Source organism: Cryobacterium flavum (assembly GCF_900103805.1).
GTDB lineage: Bacteria > Actinomycetota > Actinomycetes > Actinomycetales > Microbacteriaceae > Cryobacterium > Cryobacterium flavum.
In genome coordinates this window covers 1-15,377 of record NZ_FNIB01000025.1, presented here as the reverse complement: position 1 = coordinate 15,377, position 15,377 = coordinate 1, and the positions used below count along the sequence as shown (strand labels likewise).

Below are 15,377 nucleotides of genomic sequence, written 5' to 3'. Positions count from 1 at the left end.
CCTCGCCGGCAAGCACGTCACAATGCACACCCTGCGTCACACCACGGCGATGAATCTCCTAGCTGGCGGGGTCGACATCGCCGTCATCGCGCTCTGGCTCGGTCACGCCGACACGCACAGCACCGACGCCTACCTCCACGCCGACATGGCGATCAAGCAAGCCGCCATCGAACGGACCAGACCGCCCGGTGTCACTCCCGGCAACTACCATCCCGAACCAAGCATCCTCGCCTGGCTCACAGCCCTATAACTATGCCGACATCTCAACCCCTAAAACCCGTCTGACCAGCACCATTACAACCCCCATCGGCATAGCCCCAACGTCGGCATAGGACATCTAATGCCGACGTCGGCATTAGAAGTCGCCGACCCAGACTTGGTTCAGGGCACCGGTGTCCCATTCGCGTTTGACCGCGTCGACCGGGTAAGCGTCGGCGTGGTCAATGACCGTGGTGGTCTTCCACTTCTTCGGGCAGATACCCACCAATCCGAGGCGTTGCATGGTCTTGGCGACGGTCTTGCGCGAGATGGTCTCCCCGTCGGCACGGAGGTCGGCGAGGATCCTCGGGGCTCCGTAGACCTCGTCGGAGTCGCCGTGGAACCACGCCACTTTCTGCTCGATGTCCTCCCGCCGAATCATGCGGTCCGAGGGCTTCCGGTCGAGCCAGACGTAGTAGCCGGATCGGGACACCTCAAGCAGGCGAACCATGCGGGTGATCGTGAAATTGGTCTTCTCCGCCAGCATCAATTCGAACGCTTTGCGCTCGTATCCGATGCTTCCTGGGCGAAGAAGATGGACGCTTTTTTTAGAAACGCCCGATCAAGTTTCAGGTCCGCGTTCTCTTTTCGCAACCGGAGCAACTCAGCCCGTTCCGACTCGGTAACGGCGGTCTCGCCGGTGTCATTTCGGGCTTTGAAAGCGCTGACCCATCGGCCCAGCGATGCCTCGTTGATGCCGAGCTCGCGGGCCACAGTCGCAACGGCCCTGCCGGTGTTGATCACCAGCTTCACGGCCTCGTCTTTGTACTCAGGAGTGAACTCCCTGCGTGTCTTTCCCATGTGAACATTCTCTCTTGTGAGGTGTCCACTTAACGGGGGCAGGGCCAAACGTCACCGAGCGGCGATGAGCGAATACTTCCACTGCACTCACTCGATGCACGTTGTCATGGCGCGAATGTAGGCGACCGAGCAGGGATTTGTTGACTTTTACGAGCGGATCGAACCTGGTCTGGCTACATGGATGAAGCAGATCATCGATGCCAACGCGCTGGCGAATGGGGTGAACCCGGAGACGGCGGAATGGGAGTAGCAGTATTACCGCAGCAAGGACAGTGCAACGTCGATGATCTCTCGACTCGGTATATGCAGCGCTTCGGCCGCGGACATACCCTGTGCGGCTAGATAAGCGTCCACGAGTCGGTTTCCCGCCGCATATCCAGCTCCAGTCGGAAGCCCGACAGGCTCGGCACCAAAGCGGCGAGCGGATTCGTCACCGTGCACCCATGAGGTGAAGTTCTGCATCTCGGCGATGTCCAGGCCGGTGACTACTTTGTCGAACACTGTGTCGTCATTGAGGTGCGGGGTGCCGATGGGTGTGTAGCCGCTTCTTCCATAAAGCTGTCGGGCGAAGGCGTCGGCTAGACCTTCTGACACCACTTGCTCGCCGACGACGACAGACGTCGGATCCCAGATAATACCGCCTGGCGCGTAACGAAGATTGTGGTTTAGCTCGTGAACGGCGGCGGCTTCCAGCCTGCCCAGGTTTTCCTTTGTTGGCCATAGGGTAAGCGCGATGTAGCCCGTTGCGCTGCCATTCCCGCTGAATCCCCGGGCTGGACCCATGAAGTATTCATCGGAAAGGTCTCCGAGAACCAGCAGCACTTTGATGTCCGGCACGTGGAGGTTAGGGATAGCGTCGACTTGAATCTCGACGGCATCGGTCAATGCACGTTCGATGCGACCCCATGCATCTGCCTCGACTAGACGGTCGAGGGCACCCCTCGTCTCGTCTAAACGTCGATCGAAGGGAAATCCGAAGCTCATCGCGTGCATTGCCAGCAGGTCGATGTCCCCGGGGAAGTAGCGGAACATGCCCGCCATCGGAGTCAGAACTTCGCGCATCATTTCATGGCGACGCGACTCCTCAGCGGAAAGAACAGAAGACATCCCGACAGCTGTATCAAGCACAGTAATAGTCATGCCGCTCACGCTAAAGACTCACGCCGCGTTAGGGTCAAACCGGCCAAGGATCGCCCGTAAGCGAAACCTCCGATGGGACGAGTGAACCTCGGGTCAGTAACGATCGCGGACTTGCAGTTGCTCATCCTGTTCCTCGGAGTACTCACAACTCTGACCATAAAAGGAGTTTTCGCCGCGTCCTCGGTGCGCTTCGGTTCGCTTGGCCCACAACTCATCGCTGGCGGCCTTGTACTGGCCATCGCGACAGCCGCGATCATCCTCGTGCCCAGGCCGCAACCATCGCCGCCGCCTTCCAACTGTGGTGGCTCGCGATCACCGCGGCGGCGGTTATCCTCGCAGTTACCAGAACATGGCTGCTCCTCCGGCCGGTAGATGGCTAGGCACGTCGTCGGTGATGTACTCGTGCTTGGTCCTCTCCCAGCCGTGATCACAGGTCTGCGAGCATCGCACCTGCTCCGGAGGAACGATTTGAGTGCGCGGAACTATTTGGTGGAGAGCAGCGACGGCACCAGCAGAGCCACGATGGTTGCGTCAGCTAGGACGTGGGCGATGTAAGTGGCTAGCATCCCCCCTGTTCTCAGCCTCAGCAGCGAGAGAACGATGCCCCACGCGATGACCATCACGACACCGATCGGGCCGTTGGGAACTCCGTCAAGGTGCGCGATGCCGAAGGACAGTACTGTGACCGCGATGGCGACGGGAGCTGGCATGGTCCCTCTGGCCGCGGTCAGGAGAACACCGCTCCACACGCTGTCCTCGACGGCTCCGTTGACGACCAGAAACAGGAAGATACCCGCTATGGCGACTGGAGTTGGCACGGAGTCAATCAAACCGGTGTACGTGGACGGAAGGCCGCCATCGGTCGATTGCTGCCACACAAGGAGGGCGACCGCAGTGAGCACGACGATAACCGCGCAAAGCAGCCGTGTTGACGGGCCAATCGTCCCGACGCGGAACCATTTTCGCCAACGCGACAGAGTACCCCGAGGCCCGGTGAGGACGATGACGGCGACCAGGGCTAAAGCCGCGGGCAGGGGCCAGATCCCTACGACGGGTAGACGTATGAGAATCCACAAGGCTGCACTCAGGGCCGCCGCATCCCGCAAGGCAAGGTCATCCCGGCGATTCGCCCACAGCGTGACCGTGAGAAGGAATACGACGACTACGGCAGCGATAGGCCACCCGACCGGCCACGCGACGGCGGCGCCTGCCAAGAGGATGACCGTCGCAGCGATGAGGGCAGGGGTCATTGGCAGCTTGGTGCCGTCCCCGTGTCCCACCACACCCGCAGTCTAAGGGGCCGAAGTTCTGAGCGAAAACAGCTCGTAGGAGCCTCGACTATGTAAACCGCATTTCACAACAGCCAATCGGCGGATGCGGCATTGGCTACTTCCGAGTACAAGGGGTCAGCTCGCACATGCCCGCAAGAGGGACGGTGACCGGGACACCCGAACACTCACGGAGCATCGAAGACGTTCCGCATAGTTCCGGGAGCACACGATTCCCGTAAGCCCCGCCCGAGAAAATGCCCGGTGAAGGGGGGATAAACGGTACACTCCAGCATGACCGGAATGCTTATCGGCTATGCACGCGTATCCACCAACGACCAAGACCTCACCGCGCAAAAGAATGCCCTCGCCGCCCTCGGGGTCTCACTCCAGAAGACGTTCACCGATCAAGGCCTCACCGGAACAAACCGGGCCCGGCCCGGTCTTCGCGAAGCGTTAGCTGCCTGCCGAGCCGGCGACACCCTCGTCGTGACCAAGCTCGACCGGCTGGCGCGCTCGCTTCGCGATGCGAAAGACATCGTCGACGACCTCACCCTTCGTGAAGTGAAGCTCAGCATCGGCGGTTCCGTTCACGACCCAACCGACCCAGTCGGAAGGCTCCTCTTCAACGTGCTCGCGATGGTCGCTGAATTCGAGGCCGACCTGATCCGCGCACGCACCCGCGAAGGGATGCAAGTCGCCAAAGCGGCCGGCCGGCTCCGCGGCAAGCAACCCAAACTGTCCCCGGCGCAGGAGAAGCACTTGGTCGAGGTCCACCAACGGGGCGAACACACCACCGCGCAGATCGCAGAACTTTTCAGCGTCGCCAGATCCACGGTCTACCGGGCAATCCAACGAGCCGGCGACACCGCCGCCTGAACGTGCGTCGTGCAGAGGAGTACGGGCAAACGGGCGTTTTGTGCACAGGAATACGGAAAAGCCAGTGTGCACACTCGCTTGCACAACCCGGAGAACACCATGGACGTTGCGCGGACGACTTCGGAAAATGACAGATCGACCCTCGGCGCTCTTCATCCGAGCGGGTGTCCCGGTCACCGTCCGGCTTGCGGGCGCTGCCTCACGCCGGAGGCAACGCCCGACCGTTGGCGACCATGAGCGCGATTTGTCATACGCAGGGTGACGAACCACGCGGTTGAGCCTAGTCTTGGATTATGGATGTGAAGAAGAATCCGAGCGACCAAGCACTGGTTCTCCTGTCAGCAAAATTGCAGTTGCCCAGAGAATCGAACCCCGCTCCATCCGATTTGTTGCAAACGGTCCAATGGGCGGAGGAGTTGGGGCGCTTGTCCGCGGTCCGCCTCAGAGCCGCCGTGCAAGACGCTCGAGTTCACGACGTTTCCTGGCAGTCCATCGGCGATGTTTTGAAGATCAGTCGGCAAGCCGCGTTCAAGAAGTTCTCCGCCCTGCACGACGAATCGAAGGAATACCTCGACATGACCGAGTCCACCATCGACCTGATCGACCGGACCGAGAGCGTCTTTCGGAGCCTCAGCGACGGAGATTTCGGAGCGGTTAAGGCGCTGATGACGTACACGTGTTCGCGCAGCCTGACCAAGAAGAAGGTCGTGGGCATGTGGGACGAGATAGTGCAATCCACCGGCCGCCTCGAAAGCATTTCGAACACGGTGCTGCAAAGCGCAGACGGCCGCGATATTTTCGAACGACTAGTAAACCGGCACCTGCTGATCGGCGTAGTCGGGCACACCGAGCTGCATCACGAGGCCGGGGATTGGATCGGGCGTGTCGCATACAGCGACAGCGGGAAAATCACCGCCCTCCTCGTCGCACCTGTCGGGTCGGAGAATCTGGCTATCTAACGGCGAGATATGCACGGCCTTGCAGCCGACTGCTAGAGGATCTCGGAAGCACTTCGAAATCTTTAGTGCCCGGTGAAGGATCCGCTTCCATCGAATCCTGACCACCCGCAGAGGGTTCCCAAGTGACGCATTTGACGAGCCAATCCTCGTCCTGGCAGCTTGTCTAACTCCGTGCCGCTCAGTGTCCGGCTGAGGGGTTCGAACGGACGAGAGGTTGGGCGGGGCGATTCCTGCCGGATTAGTCGCGGGGAAAGTTGCGAAGTATCAGTGTTCCGCAGGTGAGGGCGGCCAGGCTGAGGAGTATGGCGAAGAGGGTGACGCTGAGGCTCAGGCCCAGGGAGTCGGTGAGGTAGCCGGTGGCTACGGCGAGCAGGCCGGCGGGGATGTAGCCGCCGATGTTGAGGACAGCGTTGGCTTCGGCGCGATGATTCGCTGAAACGTTTGTGCCGATGAGGGTGAGGCCTCCGAGCTGGCCGAGGCCTTGGCCGATTCCTGCGAGGAGGGCCGCGACGATGAGGGGGGCCGGATGCGAGACGGTGACGGCGGTGATGAGGCTGACCATCGCCAGGATCGTTGACGTGGAGCCGAGAAGGAGGATGCTGCGAACGGGCAGCCGGTGAACGGCAAACTGGACACCGGTGGCAGCGAGGAACATGGCACTGGCCATTGCGCCGGCGATGAGCGGACTGGATGCATGCAACAGGACCGCGAGGAGGGACGGACCGAGGGCGAGCACGAACGAGGTCGAGGTGATCCCCGGCGCGAAGACGGCGATGCCGTATAGAACCTGGTGCCGGTTGGGCTTGGGCACAGTCGGCCATCGGAATCGGAATGCCACCGGGGACTGGTCTCCGGCGCGTTGGGAGAGCGGAGGGCGACGTGGCAGGAAGAACGCCACGGTCAAGGCTGTCGCGAGGAGTATGAACGCGACGGCAAAAACAGTCGGAGCAGGATTGGGCAGCGTTTGAGTGAACAGCCCGGCGAGCAGCGGCCCGAGCCCGGCACCGAGGACCATGGCCACGGATGCCGCGAGCGATGCTTGGCGATGCCGGGCGGGGCCGCCCGCATCCATGACGGCAGCCATGCCGGCCGACACGATCACACCAACCGCGATACCGGTTAGAAACCGTGCGGCGACGAGGGCAAGAACGGAGGGCGCGAACGCGAAGAGGCCGCAGGCCAGCATGGCGAGAATGATCCCCGGGATGAGGACCGGTTTGCGTCCAAATCGGTCGGCGAGCTGCCCGGCCACGGTCAGCGTGAGCAGCAGCCCGACCATGTACGCGGCGAAGATCACGGTAAGTATCCCCGAGGAGAAGCCCAACTGGGCCTGCCAGTGCACGTAGAGCGGGGTGGGCGAGTTCGACAACATGAACACAGCGGTGACGATCCAGGCCGCAAGTCCCATCGGGATCAGGCCGGTCGGGCGGGGCCTCACCGCATTGGGTGGACGTGCCGACGTTTGAGTCATGGGTTCCTCCGTCTGGTCTGTACGAGTAATCTCGAACATAGCAGCAGTACGACAAGACTCGTACTTTGGCTAGACTGGTGCCATGGCCGCTGCCGCACAGTACGTCACCACCGAAAACTCCGCGCTTGACGCGCCCGAGAACTTGCCTGATCCTCTGCCCGAGCCGTTGATCGGTGAGCTACAGCTCGAAGACGTCATGGGAGCGCTGGCTGACCCCTTACGGCTGACCATTGTGCGCAAGCTGATGCTCGAATCCGATAGCTATGACCACACCTGTGGATGGTTCGGATTCGACCGCCCCAAGTCATCACTGACGCACCACTTCAAAGCACTCCGGCAGGCGGGACTCATCCGCCAACGGCAGTATGGGCTCGAACGTCGCAGCCGAGTTCGCACCGAAGATCTCAATGACCGCTTTCCCGGCCTGCTCGACCTCGTCGCGTCCTGGCACGAGGCCTGACCGGCACCAACGCCCGGTGAGCGACCCCCTAACATGCGCTGCTCTGTTCCTACCGAGGTGGATCGCAACAACCACGATGAGAACACCGCGCAGCGTCCCAGTTGAGGTCCGGCTTCTGCGACACCCGCATCCGCCGTTGATACGGTCTATTCATGGCACATTTCAAAGACGAAGGTCGCCCGAGCGCTGAATCAACCCGTCCGGCGGCGCAGGATCCACCCCTTCAAGCACTGTTGCCTGGCTTGGATCGCCTCTCCAGATCAGCGTTTCGTAAGGGAACGGTCAGCCGCCGGCGAATCAAATGGGCGATTCTCCTACTCGTGGCCGTCGCGGCAGCGACGGGTGTGCTTATCACTGCAAGTATTGTGCTTTGAAGGTCCGGCTGCGAACGCGCGCGGTCCGACCTTCGTGCGCGAAAGTCGGGACAATGGCTTCATGCGCCTTTATCTGTCGTCCTACCAGCTGGGTGACCATCCCGAGGCGTTCACGGGTCTGGTCCGGGGGCGTGGACGCGGGTGGGTCATCATGAACGCTTTCGACGGGGCTGATCCTGAGATGCGGCGCCAAGAGACTGAACGTCAGGTTAGGAATCTCGCGCGTGTTGGGCTCGCAGCGAGTGAACTCGACCTTCGGGTGAACGACGCCGAGAGCCTTGCCGTGAAGTTTGGCGAACCGGACTTCCTTTGGGTTCGGGGCGGCAACGTCTTCACGCTCCGGGCGGCCCTGGCGCGGTCGGGGGCCGACTCGCTCATTGCGGATAGTCTCAGAGCGGACGAACTGGTCTACGCCGGCTTCAGCGCGGGGGCGTGCGTCCTAGCCCCGAGCCTGTTGGGCCTCGAGGAGTGCGACTCAACGGAGGACGCCTTGTCCATGTACGGAGCCGTCGAGTTTGACGGCCTCAGCATCTTGGATCGGCCTTTCGTACCTCACCTTGGATCTCCTGATCACCCGGAGAGCGAGGCGCTGACCCGGGTGGCTGCTGCTTACGCCCAGGAGGGAAAGCCCTACTGGGGTCTTCGCGACGGCCAGGCGTTGGTGGTCGACGGCAGCAGCGTTGTGCTTGTCTGAGCGATCCGCCTACCGCATACCGCCTATGCGCCGCTGAAGGTTCCCCTTCTGGGCTTCGCAGAAATGAGAAAATTGAATCATGACTGCGGGAACCGGCGATTTCGAGTTGACCATGGACGAACTACGAGTCGTGGCACGCTTCGTGGTGGAAGCAGCAGAGGAAGTGCTTCCGGTGTTTGAAGCAGACCATCCAGATGACCCTCGGCCACGCGCGGCCATCGACGCTGCGTGGGAGTTTGTCAACGGCGCAAAAAGGACCAACCTGCAGAGTGTCACAGCTTCAGACGCACACCGCTCCGCACAAGAAGCCGCCACCGAATCAGGACGACTTGCCGCGCGCACCGCGGGCGACGCCGCAGCTGCCGCCTACCTGCACCCAATTGCGAAAGCCACTCAGGTCAGTCACATCCTGCGCGGTCCCGCAAGTGCAGCGCGTATCGCTGAGCTGGTCGCAGCTGACAATCCCGAGGCAGGCGACAACTTCGTTGAACGAGCCAAGAACCACGCCACCCCCGCCCTGATTGATGTCCTCAGCCGTTATCCAAACGCACCAGCGGGCAAGAGTCGGCTCGATCACCTTATGAGCAAGTTGGACTCCCAGCTGCGCGAATCCCGCTGAGGATTGAATATCAGGTACTCTGGCGCCAGTGATATTTCATTCCGCTCTGTGACCCAGAGCCCCTATAGGGATTCCAGTTCGCTCCTCATCGGAGGAGCGGTCATTAAGTGCGCCCGCGAAGGGAACTCCATTGGGAGTTCCCGTGCAGACCGGCCACCTATCGAACTCATCACTGGAAGATCCCATTCACATGACATCAGCGAACTCTCTCGAGCCCTCATCGCCCGCCCTCGACCGGGCATCCCTGCGACCTGACTGCGGCAATTGTTTTGCCCTGTGCTGCACTGCCTTCGGATTCTCGCGTTCGGCAGACTTTCCTGTCGACAAGCCCGCAGGCTCTCCCTGCCACAACCTGGCACCTGACTTCTCCTGCACGATCCACGACACCCTCCGCCCGAGGGGCTTCCGCGGCTGCACCGTCTTTGACTGCTTCGGTGCAGGCCAAAACGTGTCGCAAGGGCTTTTCGCCGGCACGAGCTGGCTCGAAAGTCCTGACACCAAGAGCGAGATGTTTACCGCGTTCGCTGCCGCACGGCAGCTCCATGAGATGCTGTGGCATCTGGCCGAGGCGCAGACGCGAACGTTCGATCCCGACGCCTCACACCGTGCCGCACAGCTCCGGAACACCATCGAGCACGCCGTCGGGGGTGAACTTTCAGAACTGCTTTCACTGGATGTCCAGGAGATTCACTCCCAAGTGAGATCAACGCTGATCGAGGTCAGCGAAGAAATACGGGCGGCCTACCTTGCCGGTGGCAATGACCACCTGGAATCCGCGCTGAAACCGGGAGCGGACCTGATGGGCAAGAATCTCAGGTCCCGCCGACTGTGCGGAGCAGATCTCCGGGGCGCGTACCTCATCGCCGCAGACCTGCGTGACAGCGACTTGTCGGGTGTGGATCTGCTCGGTGCCGACTTCAGAGATGCGCGTCTTGACGGCGCTGACCTCTCCAAGGCCCTGTACGTGACGCAGCCGCAACTCAACGCCGCGCTTGGCAACCACTTAACTCGTCTACCCGCGGATCTGGAAATGCCGCCTCACTGGCAAGACGCGTGACCATACAACTCGACAGGGAACCTTGGCGGGTGCTGAACACCGCCAAGGTGTAACGACTCGCGGTATCGCTCAACGAACCGGAAATAACCGCCGCACTTTCGGTGAGTTCGAGCGCTACCGAAAGGGTGACGCCGTCCCGTATGGGGTTGGTCTACCGACACCGTGAACAGGGTTCCCCGCCAGGGGACTAAATAGAGCTATCGAGCGCAGTTCTGCTCGCGTGTAATCCTCCAATAACTCACGTCTTCGGTATCGAATGGCAGTTCAATCATCCCCTACTTTGCTGCGACGCGTTTGGAGACCTCGTTCTCCGGCTCGATCGTCGCCGAGATGGAGCCCAGTGACGAGATGCGAAACACGTGGTCGAGCATGCCGATCCCGACTTCCGTTGCATAACCGTTGCCCCAAGCCTTCTGATGAAAGACATACGTGAGTTCATCGAAGTCTCGATCAGGCGCTCGAATCACGCCACAGTAGCCTACGAACTCGCCAGATCGCGCGTCGAAGACGGCCGAGGTGCCGTAACCGCGATCGACGTACTTTCGCTCGCAGATTTCGATCCACTGCGATACTTCGGGGCGGCTGAGGACGGTCCCGTCCCCAACAAATCGCATCACGTTCGGGTCGGCGCAGAGGGCTGAGAAGTCGTTGAGGTCGTCGCGGCGAAACTGACGCACCGATAAGTGTTCGGTCTGGAAGAGCATCGGACCAGCTTATCCACGCCCGCAGGTCGTTCCGCTGTGGCACCCGGCTGCGGCGGTCTGGCTCGGCACAGGTAGCCTCTCCCTATGGAAGATGAGTTGACCATTTCGATCGCCACCCACGCCGACAACGCTGTCGCGGAAGAGATTCGCCGATTGCTTCCGCAGCTGTCACAGACAGCTATGTTCGACAGGGAAATTCTCAATCGGATGGTGGAGAACGAGTCAGTCGATCTCTTCCTTGCGCGGCTCTCTGGTCGGGTTGTAGGAATGGCCACCCTCGTGACGTTTCCCATACCGACCGGGGTCCGGGGTCACATCGATGACGTTGTGGTGGACGAACTCACCCGTGGCCGAGGAATCGCTCGTGAATTATTGACCGCGATGATTGCCAGAGCGCAGGCGTTGGGAGTGCGGAGCCTGGACCTGACGTCGCGCCCATCCAGAGAATCCGCGATCCGGCTTTACGAGGCCTCCGGATTCGTGCGCCGTGATTCCGTTTTGTTTCGATACCAGCCCGTCGATTCTCGATGAGAGATTCCCTTCCGGGTGCACGGAAACAAAGCCCTGAGACGGCACATTCGCGGAACCGTCCCGCGCAGGGTTCCTCTCCGGGCACGGCGCTCGGTGCCGGCGGACAGGCCGTTTCGATCCATACGTGAGTCCGATCATCGTCAGATCTTAGGGCACTTCAGCTCGGACGATGCCGTGACCTGCGCCGGAACGTGTTCCGGACAGGTGACCGCAAAAGAACGATTTGGAGGTTGGGTGTTGTTTGGCATATCGTTTGGGCATGCCGGATCTTGATGGCCTCCGGGCCGTAGCTCACCCGTTACGCCTGCGTTTGCTTTCGCTTCTGACTGCCGAGGCTCTCAGCGCTACGGAGGCGGCGCGTGTCTTGGGCGAGAGCCAGGCGAACGTGAGTTACCACCTGCGTCGTTTGGCTCAGGTGGGACTCGTGCAGCTGGTCGAGGAGATGAATATTCGTGGCGGGACCGCCAAGCGCTACCGACACGATCCCGCGAGCGGCGAAGCGCTCGGTTCGGGCCGCGTCGACGAGCACCAGGCTCTGATGAGTTCCCTCGCCGCAGAGTTGATCGCCCGCAGCGCGCGTTACCTGTCAGAATCCGAATTCGTGTTCACCGAGGCGGAGGTCACCGTCTCCCGTGAGGCCTGGGAGCGTATCCGCGACATGTCACGCGAGATCGGGAAGCTCATCCACGATGAGGCGGTGCCCTCCTCCACATCAGAAGGCATCCGGATGAGTGCCACCCTCGCCTTGTTTGAAGTCGTGAACCACGACACCGCCCCGCGAACATGAGTAGCGGCTACCTCGAGGTACTGCGCACGACCGGCGCGCTGAGGGTCTTTGTTCCCGCGCTCGTCGGGCGACTCTCGTTCGCCATGGTGACCTTAGTGCTGCTCTTCGCGGTGCAGCGCAGCACGGATTCTTTCGCGGCCGCCGGCGCGGCTACTGGGGCTTTCGGGCTCGCGAACGTGATCGCTTCTCCGTACCGCGCACGATTCGTCGACCGGCGCGGACAGCGGTTTGCACTCAACTCGCTGGCCATCGCTTTCGCTGCCGGTCTCGGCGGCATTGCTGCGCTGACAGCCCAGCCCGACCCTTCGTCAGGGGCGATTGTTGGACTGGCGGCCGTTGTCGGGTTGTTCCCGCCACCGCTCGGCGCCTCGATGCGTGTGCTCTGGGGTTCGCTGACAGCGCCGGGAGCACGGCGGACGAAGGCGTACAGCATCGATGCGGTCTGTGAGGAATTGCTGTTCACGACGGGGCCATTGATCGCGGCGGCCATTCTCAGTGCGGCATCGCCGCCGGTCGGACTACTCGCTACTGCCACGGTGGCGCTGGCCGGAACCCTCGGCATGACAAGCAGCTCGCTATCGCGAAAGCACGTTGCCGTCACCGCTACCCCCCGGAAGAGTTCACGGCCGTTACGACAGAGCGGGTTCGTCGCAGCGTTGATCGCGCTACTCGGCGTGGGAGTCATACTCGGGACTGTGGAAGTGGTCGCACCCGCAATCGCCGACAAACAGGGATCGGTCGGCCTGGCTGGCATCCTTCTCGCCTCTTTTGCAGCCGGAAGCGCAGTCGGAGGCCTGCTCTACGGACAGCGAACTTGGAGGAGCTCGCTCGTAAAGCGACTACTCATCTCGGTCACAGTCATGACCGCGCTGTGCGCACTTCTCACGACAATTGAGTTTGTCGTGGTCCTCGGCTTCGGACTCGCTGCGGTGGGCTTTTTCCTGGCCCCGTCGCTCGTGACCGGCTACCTACTCGCGGACGACCTCACCGCTGCAGAGGTGCGCACCGAGGCATCTAGCTGGATCAACACGGCAGTCAACGCTGGCGCCGCCGTTGCCGCCGTAATGGTGGGGTTCGCCGTGGACGCCATGGAGCCCCGTCTTGGATTCATCATCGGCGCAGCAGTGGCCCTCATCCTCCTGATAGCCGCAACCGTGCTGATACTCAGAAATATCAAAGCCGCGCCCGTCGTAAATCAATTGCAATCGGCGTAGATGAAACGAGACGCCCAGCACCGCGATGGTAAGTGCCCGCAGGACGTTCCCGATTCGGGACATACCTCCGGAACAGGCGGCGTCTGTCACCCAGCATGCCAATCGTTGGGGTCGTGACACTTTACGCGTGAAACCGGCCCGGTCTTCGAACCTTACAAGGGCAGAATTGCGCAATCGAGTCTGCCCTTGTACTCCGTTTTAGTCGATCGGAGAGACACGAATGAGGTTGCCATCAGGGTCGGCGACCACGAATGTGCGCCCGAAGACGTCTTCGTGCGGCTCTTCGATAACAGTGGCCCCCTTGGACGTCCACGCGGTGAAGCAGTCATCGACTCCGGATGCTGACCCGGGCAGCATGAGTCCCAACTCGCTGGTTCGCGGCGTCGCCGTCGTGACAGTGTCGCCGCGGCCAGACCATAGAGCGAAGAGTACGCCCGGGGCTACCTCGAATGGGACATAACGCGGGGTAATGGTGACAGGTTCCATCTCGAAGAGATCGCTGTAGAACCGGGTGGAGCGCTCGACGTCGGTGACATAGATGAGGAACAGGTTTGGTGTTGCCATGGGGATCTCCTTAGTTGACGTTCTCGGCAACGCCAAGCCTTTCATCAATACATGACAGCTTTTGTCTGGTAACCGTCGATACTGGTGAGATGAAGTCCCACCGCCTGCTTTCGATGATGTTGCTGCTCCAGACGCGCCACCAGATGACGGCGCTTGAACTGGCAGAAGAGTTGGGAGTGTCGGTCCGGACGGTACTGCGCGACGTCGTGGCTCTGGCGGACGCAGATGTACCGGTGTTCGCCGAGCGAGGCCGATATGGAGGCGTAGTCCTGCTTCCAGGGTCACAACTAGATGTGTCCAAACTCAGTCCCACCGAGGTCGATGCGCTGAAGCTGCTGGGTTTGGACACCGGACAAGCGCGCCAACTTGGCATCGATTCACTCACGCGCAGCGCCCAAATGAAGATTGCGTCCCGCCGCCCTCAAGGCCGCCAGTTGGAACTGCCATTGTCCGAATTGATTGTGGTCGACAACACTCCATGGTTTAGCCCGATGCCAAGTGCCGCCGGTGTCGCCGAACTCGCCCGAAACCTACAGTCGGGCAGGCGTTTGCGGATTCATTATCGGAGAAGTGCCGAACGAGGTGCCTCCTGGCACACCGTTGACCCGTACGGTCTTCTAGCGAAGTCCGGCCGTTGGTACCTGGTCGCCGATATCGACCGCGTGCCTAAGCTGTACTCGCTCCAAAGATTAGAGGGCTGGGATGTCCTGCCAGAGGTTCGACGCCTTCGACCGAACGCAACGCTCGCCAGTGTCAGCCGTGATTTGAGTACGGCGGTAGAAAACCGGGGAGACATGACAATTATCGCAACGCTGTCGAAGGACAGGCTCGACCTCGCTCGACGGATTCTAGGCTCTCGACTCGCCAGCAGTAAGCCCGCTGATGCCGACCACGTCGAGATCACTGTGATCTACGACCAGGTAGAGTCCGTGCGTCAGCTGTTGCAATTCGGTGCCCACCTCCGCGTCACGAGTCCGCCGGAGGCGCGGGCCGTTATGCGGGACGTTGCCACTGCCATGGCGGCCCTGTACTGAGGCTGACCCGGCAGCAGAGCCCAAAGCACCTCTCCACTGCGGCATCGTTTCTGGGTTTGCACCAAAAGGGAGTCCGAAACGTAGAGCCGTACGCGTCCCGCAAAGGGTTCGGCGAATTCAACCGGTCGTCGCAACGATGGGTATTTCTGGCTCTGACAATAGTCGTTGCATGGCTTGAGTGGGTGTGATGCCGCCGAGTGTTTTGCGGGGTCGATTGTTGAGTTCGGTGGCGACTTCGAGTAGCCGCTCGGGCGAATGGACGGATAAGTCGGTGCCTTTGGGGAAATATTGGCGCAGCAGCCCGTTGGTGTTCTCGTTGGTGCCCCGCTGCCACGGCGAATGTGGATCACAGAAGTAGATGGCCATCTTTGTGGCCAGCGTGATCTTCCGGTGCTGAGCCAGCTCGGTGCCCTGGTCCCACGTCAGAGTCTTAGCCAAGTGCGCTGGGAGAGTCTTGATGGCGGCCAACAGCCCCTCGCGAACCGTGATCGCGCTGTGGTCACCTGGGAGGTGGACCAGCATCGTGAACCGGGTCTGACGCTCCACCAACGTAGCGATCGCCG

The 15,377-nt window shown here is 61.3% G+C and carries 19 protein-coding genes; 11 read left to right on the top strand and 8 right to left on the bottom strand.

Annotation, left to right across the window (positions count from 1 at the left end):
• Positions 1–250: tyrosine-type recombinase/integrase (locus BLS91_RS18865; RefSeq protein WP_140424910.1), on the top strand; the 250-nt coding region annotated here is incomplete at its 5' end.
• A gap of 105 nt (positions 251–355) precedes the next feature.
• On the opposite strand, the gene BLS91_RS18860 is transcribed toward BLS91_RS18865, so the two are convergent.
• The 4 genes from BLS91_RS18860 to BLS91_RS18845 form a co-directional block, all read right to left on the bottom strand.
• Entirely contained in the window at positions 356–709 is a 354-nt protein-coding gene (locus tag BLS91_RS18860) for an IS3 family transposase (RefSeq protein ID WP_159433912.1), read from the bottom strand.
• A 35-nt stretch (positions 710–744) separates the two neighbouring features.
• Positions 745–1,059, bottom strand: coding sequence for a transposase (locus BLS91_RS18855; RefSeq protein WP_092342552.1), 315 nt, complete (start codon positions 1,057–1,059; stop codon positions 745–747).
• Positions 1,060–1,314: 255 nt separating this feature from the next.
• On the bottom strand, positions 1,315–2,199 hold the full coding sequence (locus BLS91_RS18850; RefSeq protein WP_092342550.1) for a DUF2268 domain-containing putative Zn-dependent protease: 885 nt from the start codon (positions 2,197–2,199) through the stop codon (positions 1,315–1,317).
• 482 nt (positions 2,200–2,681) lie between these two features.
• A complete protein-coding gene (locus tag BLS91_RS18845) occupies positions 2,682–3,482 on the bottom strand; it encodes a CPBP family intramembrane glutamic endopeptidase (protein WP_092342548.1) in 801 nt (266 codons plus the stop codon).
• Between the two features lie 279 nt (positions 3,483–3,761).
• On the opposite strand from BLS91_RS18845, the gene BLS91_RS18840 reads away from it, so the two are divergent.
• On the top strand, positions 3,762–4,346 hold the full coding sequence (locus BLS91_RS18840; RefSeq protein ID WP_092342547.1) for a recombinase family protein: 585 nt from the start codon (positions 3,762–3,764) through the stop codon (positions 4,344–4,346).
• A 293-nt stretch (positions 4,347–4,639) separates the two neighbouring features.
• Positions 4,640–5,305 carry a hypothetical protein gene (locus BLS91_RS18835; RefSeq protein WP_092342545.1) on the top strand — a complete coding sequence of 222 codons (666 nt, stop codon included), beginning with the start codon at positions 4,640–4,642 and terminating at the stop codon, positions 5,303–5,305.
• A 238-nt stretch (positions 5,306–5,543) separates the two neighbouring features.
• Here BLS91_RS18835 and BLS91_RS18830 read toward each other — a convergent pair whose 3' ends face one another.
• Complete coding sequence (locus BLS91_RS18830; RefSeq protein WP_092342543.1) at positions 5,544–6,776, bottom strand: MFS transporter; 1,233 nt, start codon at positions 6,774–6,776, stop codon at positions 5,544–5,546.
• 82 nt (positions 6,777–6,858) lie between these two features.
• Between BLS91_RS18830 and BLS91_RS18825 the strand changes: the two genes are divergently transcribed.
• From BLS91_RS18825 to BLS91_RS18810, 4 genes are all read left to right on the top strand, one after another.
• Positions 6,859–7,236: an ArsR/SmtB family transcription factor gene (locus BLS91_RS18825; protein WP_092342541.1), complete on the top strand. Its 378-nt coding sequence runs from the start codon at positions 6,859–6,861 to the stop codon at positions 7,234–7,236.
• A gap of 435 nt (positions 7,237–7,671) precedes the next feature.
• Positions 7,672–8,304, top strand: coding sequence for a Type 1 glutamine amidotransferase-like domain-containing protein (locus BLS91_RS18820; RefSeq protein ID WP_104129371.1), 633 nt, complete (start codon positions 7,672–7,674; stop codon positions 8,302–8,304).
• A 79-nt stretch (positions 8,305–8,383) separates the two neighbouring features.
• Positions 8,384–8,923: a putative immunity protein gene (locus BLS91_RS18815; protein WP_092342537.1), complete on the top strand. Its 540-nt coding sequence runs from the start codon at positions 8,384–8,386 to the stop codon at positions 8,921–8,923.
• Between the two features lie 142 nt (positions 8,924–9,065).
• On the top strand, positions 9,066–9,980 hold the full coding sequence (locus BLS91_RS18810) for a pentapeptide repeat-containing protein (RefSeq protein WP_338061614.1): 915 nt from the start codon (positions 9,066–9,068) through the stop codon (positions 9,978–9,980).
• Between the two features lie 275 nt (positions 9,981–10,255).
• Here BLS91_RS18810 and BLS91_RS18805 read toward each other — a convergent pair whose 3' ends face one another.
• Positions 10,256–10,684 carry a GNAT family N-acetyltransferase gene (locus BLS91_RS18805; RefSeq protein WP_092342533.1) on the bottom strand — a complete coding sequence of 143 codons (429 nt, stop codon included), beginning with the start codon at positions 10,682–10,684 and terminating at the stop codon, positions 10,256–10,258.
• A gap of 84 nt (positions 10,685–10,768) precedes the next feature.
• Here BLS91_RS18805 and BLS91_RS18800 point away from each other — a divergent pair, with 84 nt between their 5' ends.
• From BLS91_RS18800 to BLS91_RS18790, 3 genes are all read left to right on the top strand, one after another.
• A complete protein-coding gene (locus tag BLS91_RS18800) occupies positions 10,769–11,215 on the top strand; it encodes a GNAT family N-acetyltransferase (RefSeq protein WP_092112787.1) in 447 nt (148 codons plus the stop codon).
• A gap of 259 nt (positions 11,216–11,474) precedes the next feature.
• Positions 11,475–12,002 (top strand): winged helix-turn-helix domain-containing protein, encoded by a 528-nt coding sequence (locus BLS91_RS18795; protein ID WP_092342531.1) that lies wholly within the window; start codon positions 11,475–11,477, stop codon positions 12,000–12,002.
• Positions 11,999–13,216: an MFS transporter gene (locus tag BLS91_RS18790; RefSeq protein ID WP_092342529.1), complete on the top strand. Its 1,218-nt coding sequence runs from the start codon at positions 11,999–12,001 to the stop codon at positions 13,214–13,216. Before BLS91_RS18795 ends, BLS91_RS18790 begins: the two co-directional genes overlap by 4 nt.
• Before the next feature lie 198 nt (positions 13,217–13,414).
• On the opposite strand, the gene BLS91_RS18785 is transcribed toward BLS91_RS18790, so the two are convergent.
• Complete coding sequence (locus BLS91_RS18785) at positions 13,415–13,780, bottom strand: VOC family protein (protein WP_092342527.1); 366 nt, start codon at positions 13,778–13,780, stop codon at positions 13,415–13,417.
• A gap of 89 nt (positions 13,781–13,869) precedes the next feature.
• On the opposite strand from BLS91_RS18785, the gene BLS91_RS18780 reads away from it, so the two are divergent.
• Entirely contained in the window at positions 13,870–14,814 is a 945-nt protein-coding gene (locus BLS91_RS18780) for a helix-turn-helix transcriptional regulator (protein ID WP_092342525.1), read from the top strand.
• 117 nt (positions 14,815–14,931) lie between these two features.
• Here the strand turns inward: BLS91_RS18780 and BLS91_RS18775 are convergent.
• On the bottom strand, positions 14,932–15,377 hold a 446-nt coding region (locus tag BLS91_RS18775; RefSeq protein WP_139165832.1), incomplete at its 5' end, for an IS30 family transposase.

What these genes read in the sequence shown, in the direction of transcription:
- BLS91_RS18825 (WP_092342541.1), top strand. Translation starts at nt 6,859, where the DNA reads ATGGCCGCTGCCGCACAGTACGTCACCACCGAAAACTCCGCGCTTGAC.
- BLS91_RS18805 (WP_092342533.1), bottom strand. Translation starts at nt 10,684, where the DNA reads ATGCTCTTCCAGACCGAACACTTATCGGTGCGTCAGTTTCGCCGCGAC.
- BLS91_RS18795 (WP_092342531.1), top strand. Translation starts at nt 11,475, where the DNA reads ATGCCGGATCTTGATGGCCTCCGGGCCGTAGCTCACCCGTTACGCCTG.
- BLS91_RS18815 (WP_092342537.1), top strand. Translation starts at nt 8,384, where the DNA reads ATGACTGCGGGAACCGGCGATTTCGAGTTGACCATGGACGAACTACGA.
- BLS91_RS18800 (WP_092112787.1), top strand. Translation starts at nt 10,769, where the DNA reads ATGGAAGATGAGTTGACCATTTCGATCGCCACCCACGCCGACAACGCT.
- BLS91_RS18860 (WP_159433912.1), bottom strand. Translation starts at nt 709, where the DNA reads ATGGTTCGCCTGCTTGAGGTGTCCCGATCCGGCTACTACGTCTGGCTC.
- BLS91_RS18780 (WP_092342525.1), top strand. Translation starts at nt 13,870, where the DNA reads ATGAAGTCCCACCGCCTGCTTTCGATGATGTTGCTGCTCCAGACGCGC.
- BLS91_RS18850 (WP_092342550.1), bottom strand. Translation starts at nt 2,199, where the DNA reads ATGACTATTACTGTGCTTGATACAGCTGTCGGGATGTCTTCTGTTCTT.
- BLS91_RS18835 (WP_092342545.1), top strand. Translation starts at nt 4,640, where the DNA reads ATGGATGTGAAGAAGAATCCGAGCGACCAAGCACTGGTTCTCCTGTCA.
- BLS91_RS18855 (WP_092342552.1), bottom strand. Translation starts at nt 1,059, where the DNA reads ATGGGAAAGACACGCAGGGAGTTCACTCCTGAGTACAAAGACGAGGCC.
- BLS91_RS18790 (WP_092342529.1), top strand. Translation starts at nt 11,999, where the DNA reads ATGAGTAGCGGCTACCTCGAGGTACTGCGCACGACCGGCGCGCTGAGG.
- BLS91_RS18830 (WP_092342543.1), bottom strand. Translation starts at nt 6,776, where the DNA reads ATGACTCAAACGTCGGCACGTCCACCCAATGCGGTGAGGCCCCGCCCG.
- BLS91_RS18820 (WP_104129371.1), top strand. Translation starts at nt 7,672, where the DNA reads ATGCGCCTTTATCTGTCGTCCTACCAGCTGGGTGACCATCCCGAGGCG.
- BLS91_RS18840 (WP_092342547.1), top strand. Translation starts at nt 3,762, where the DNA reads ATGACCGGAATGCTTATCGGCTATGCACGCGTATCCACCAACGACCAA.
- BLS91_RS18785 (WP_092342527.1), bottom strand. Translation starts at nt 13,780, where the DNA reads ATGGCAACACCAAACCTGTTCCTCATCTATGTCACCGACGTCGAGCGC.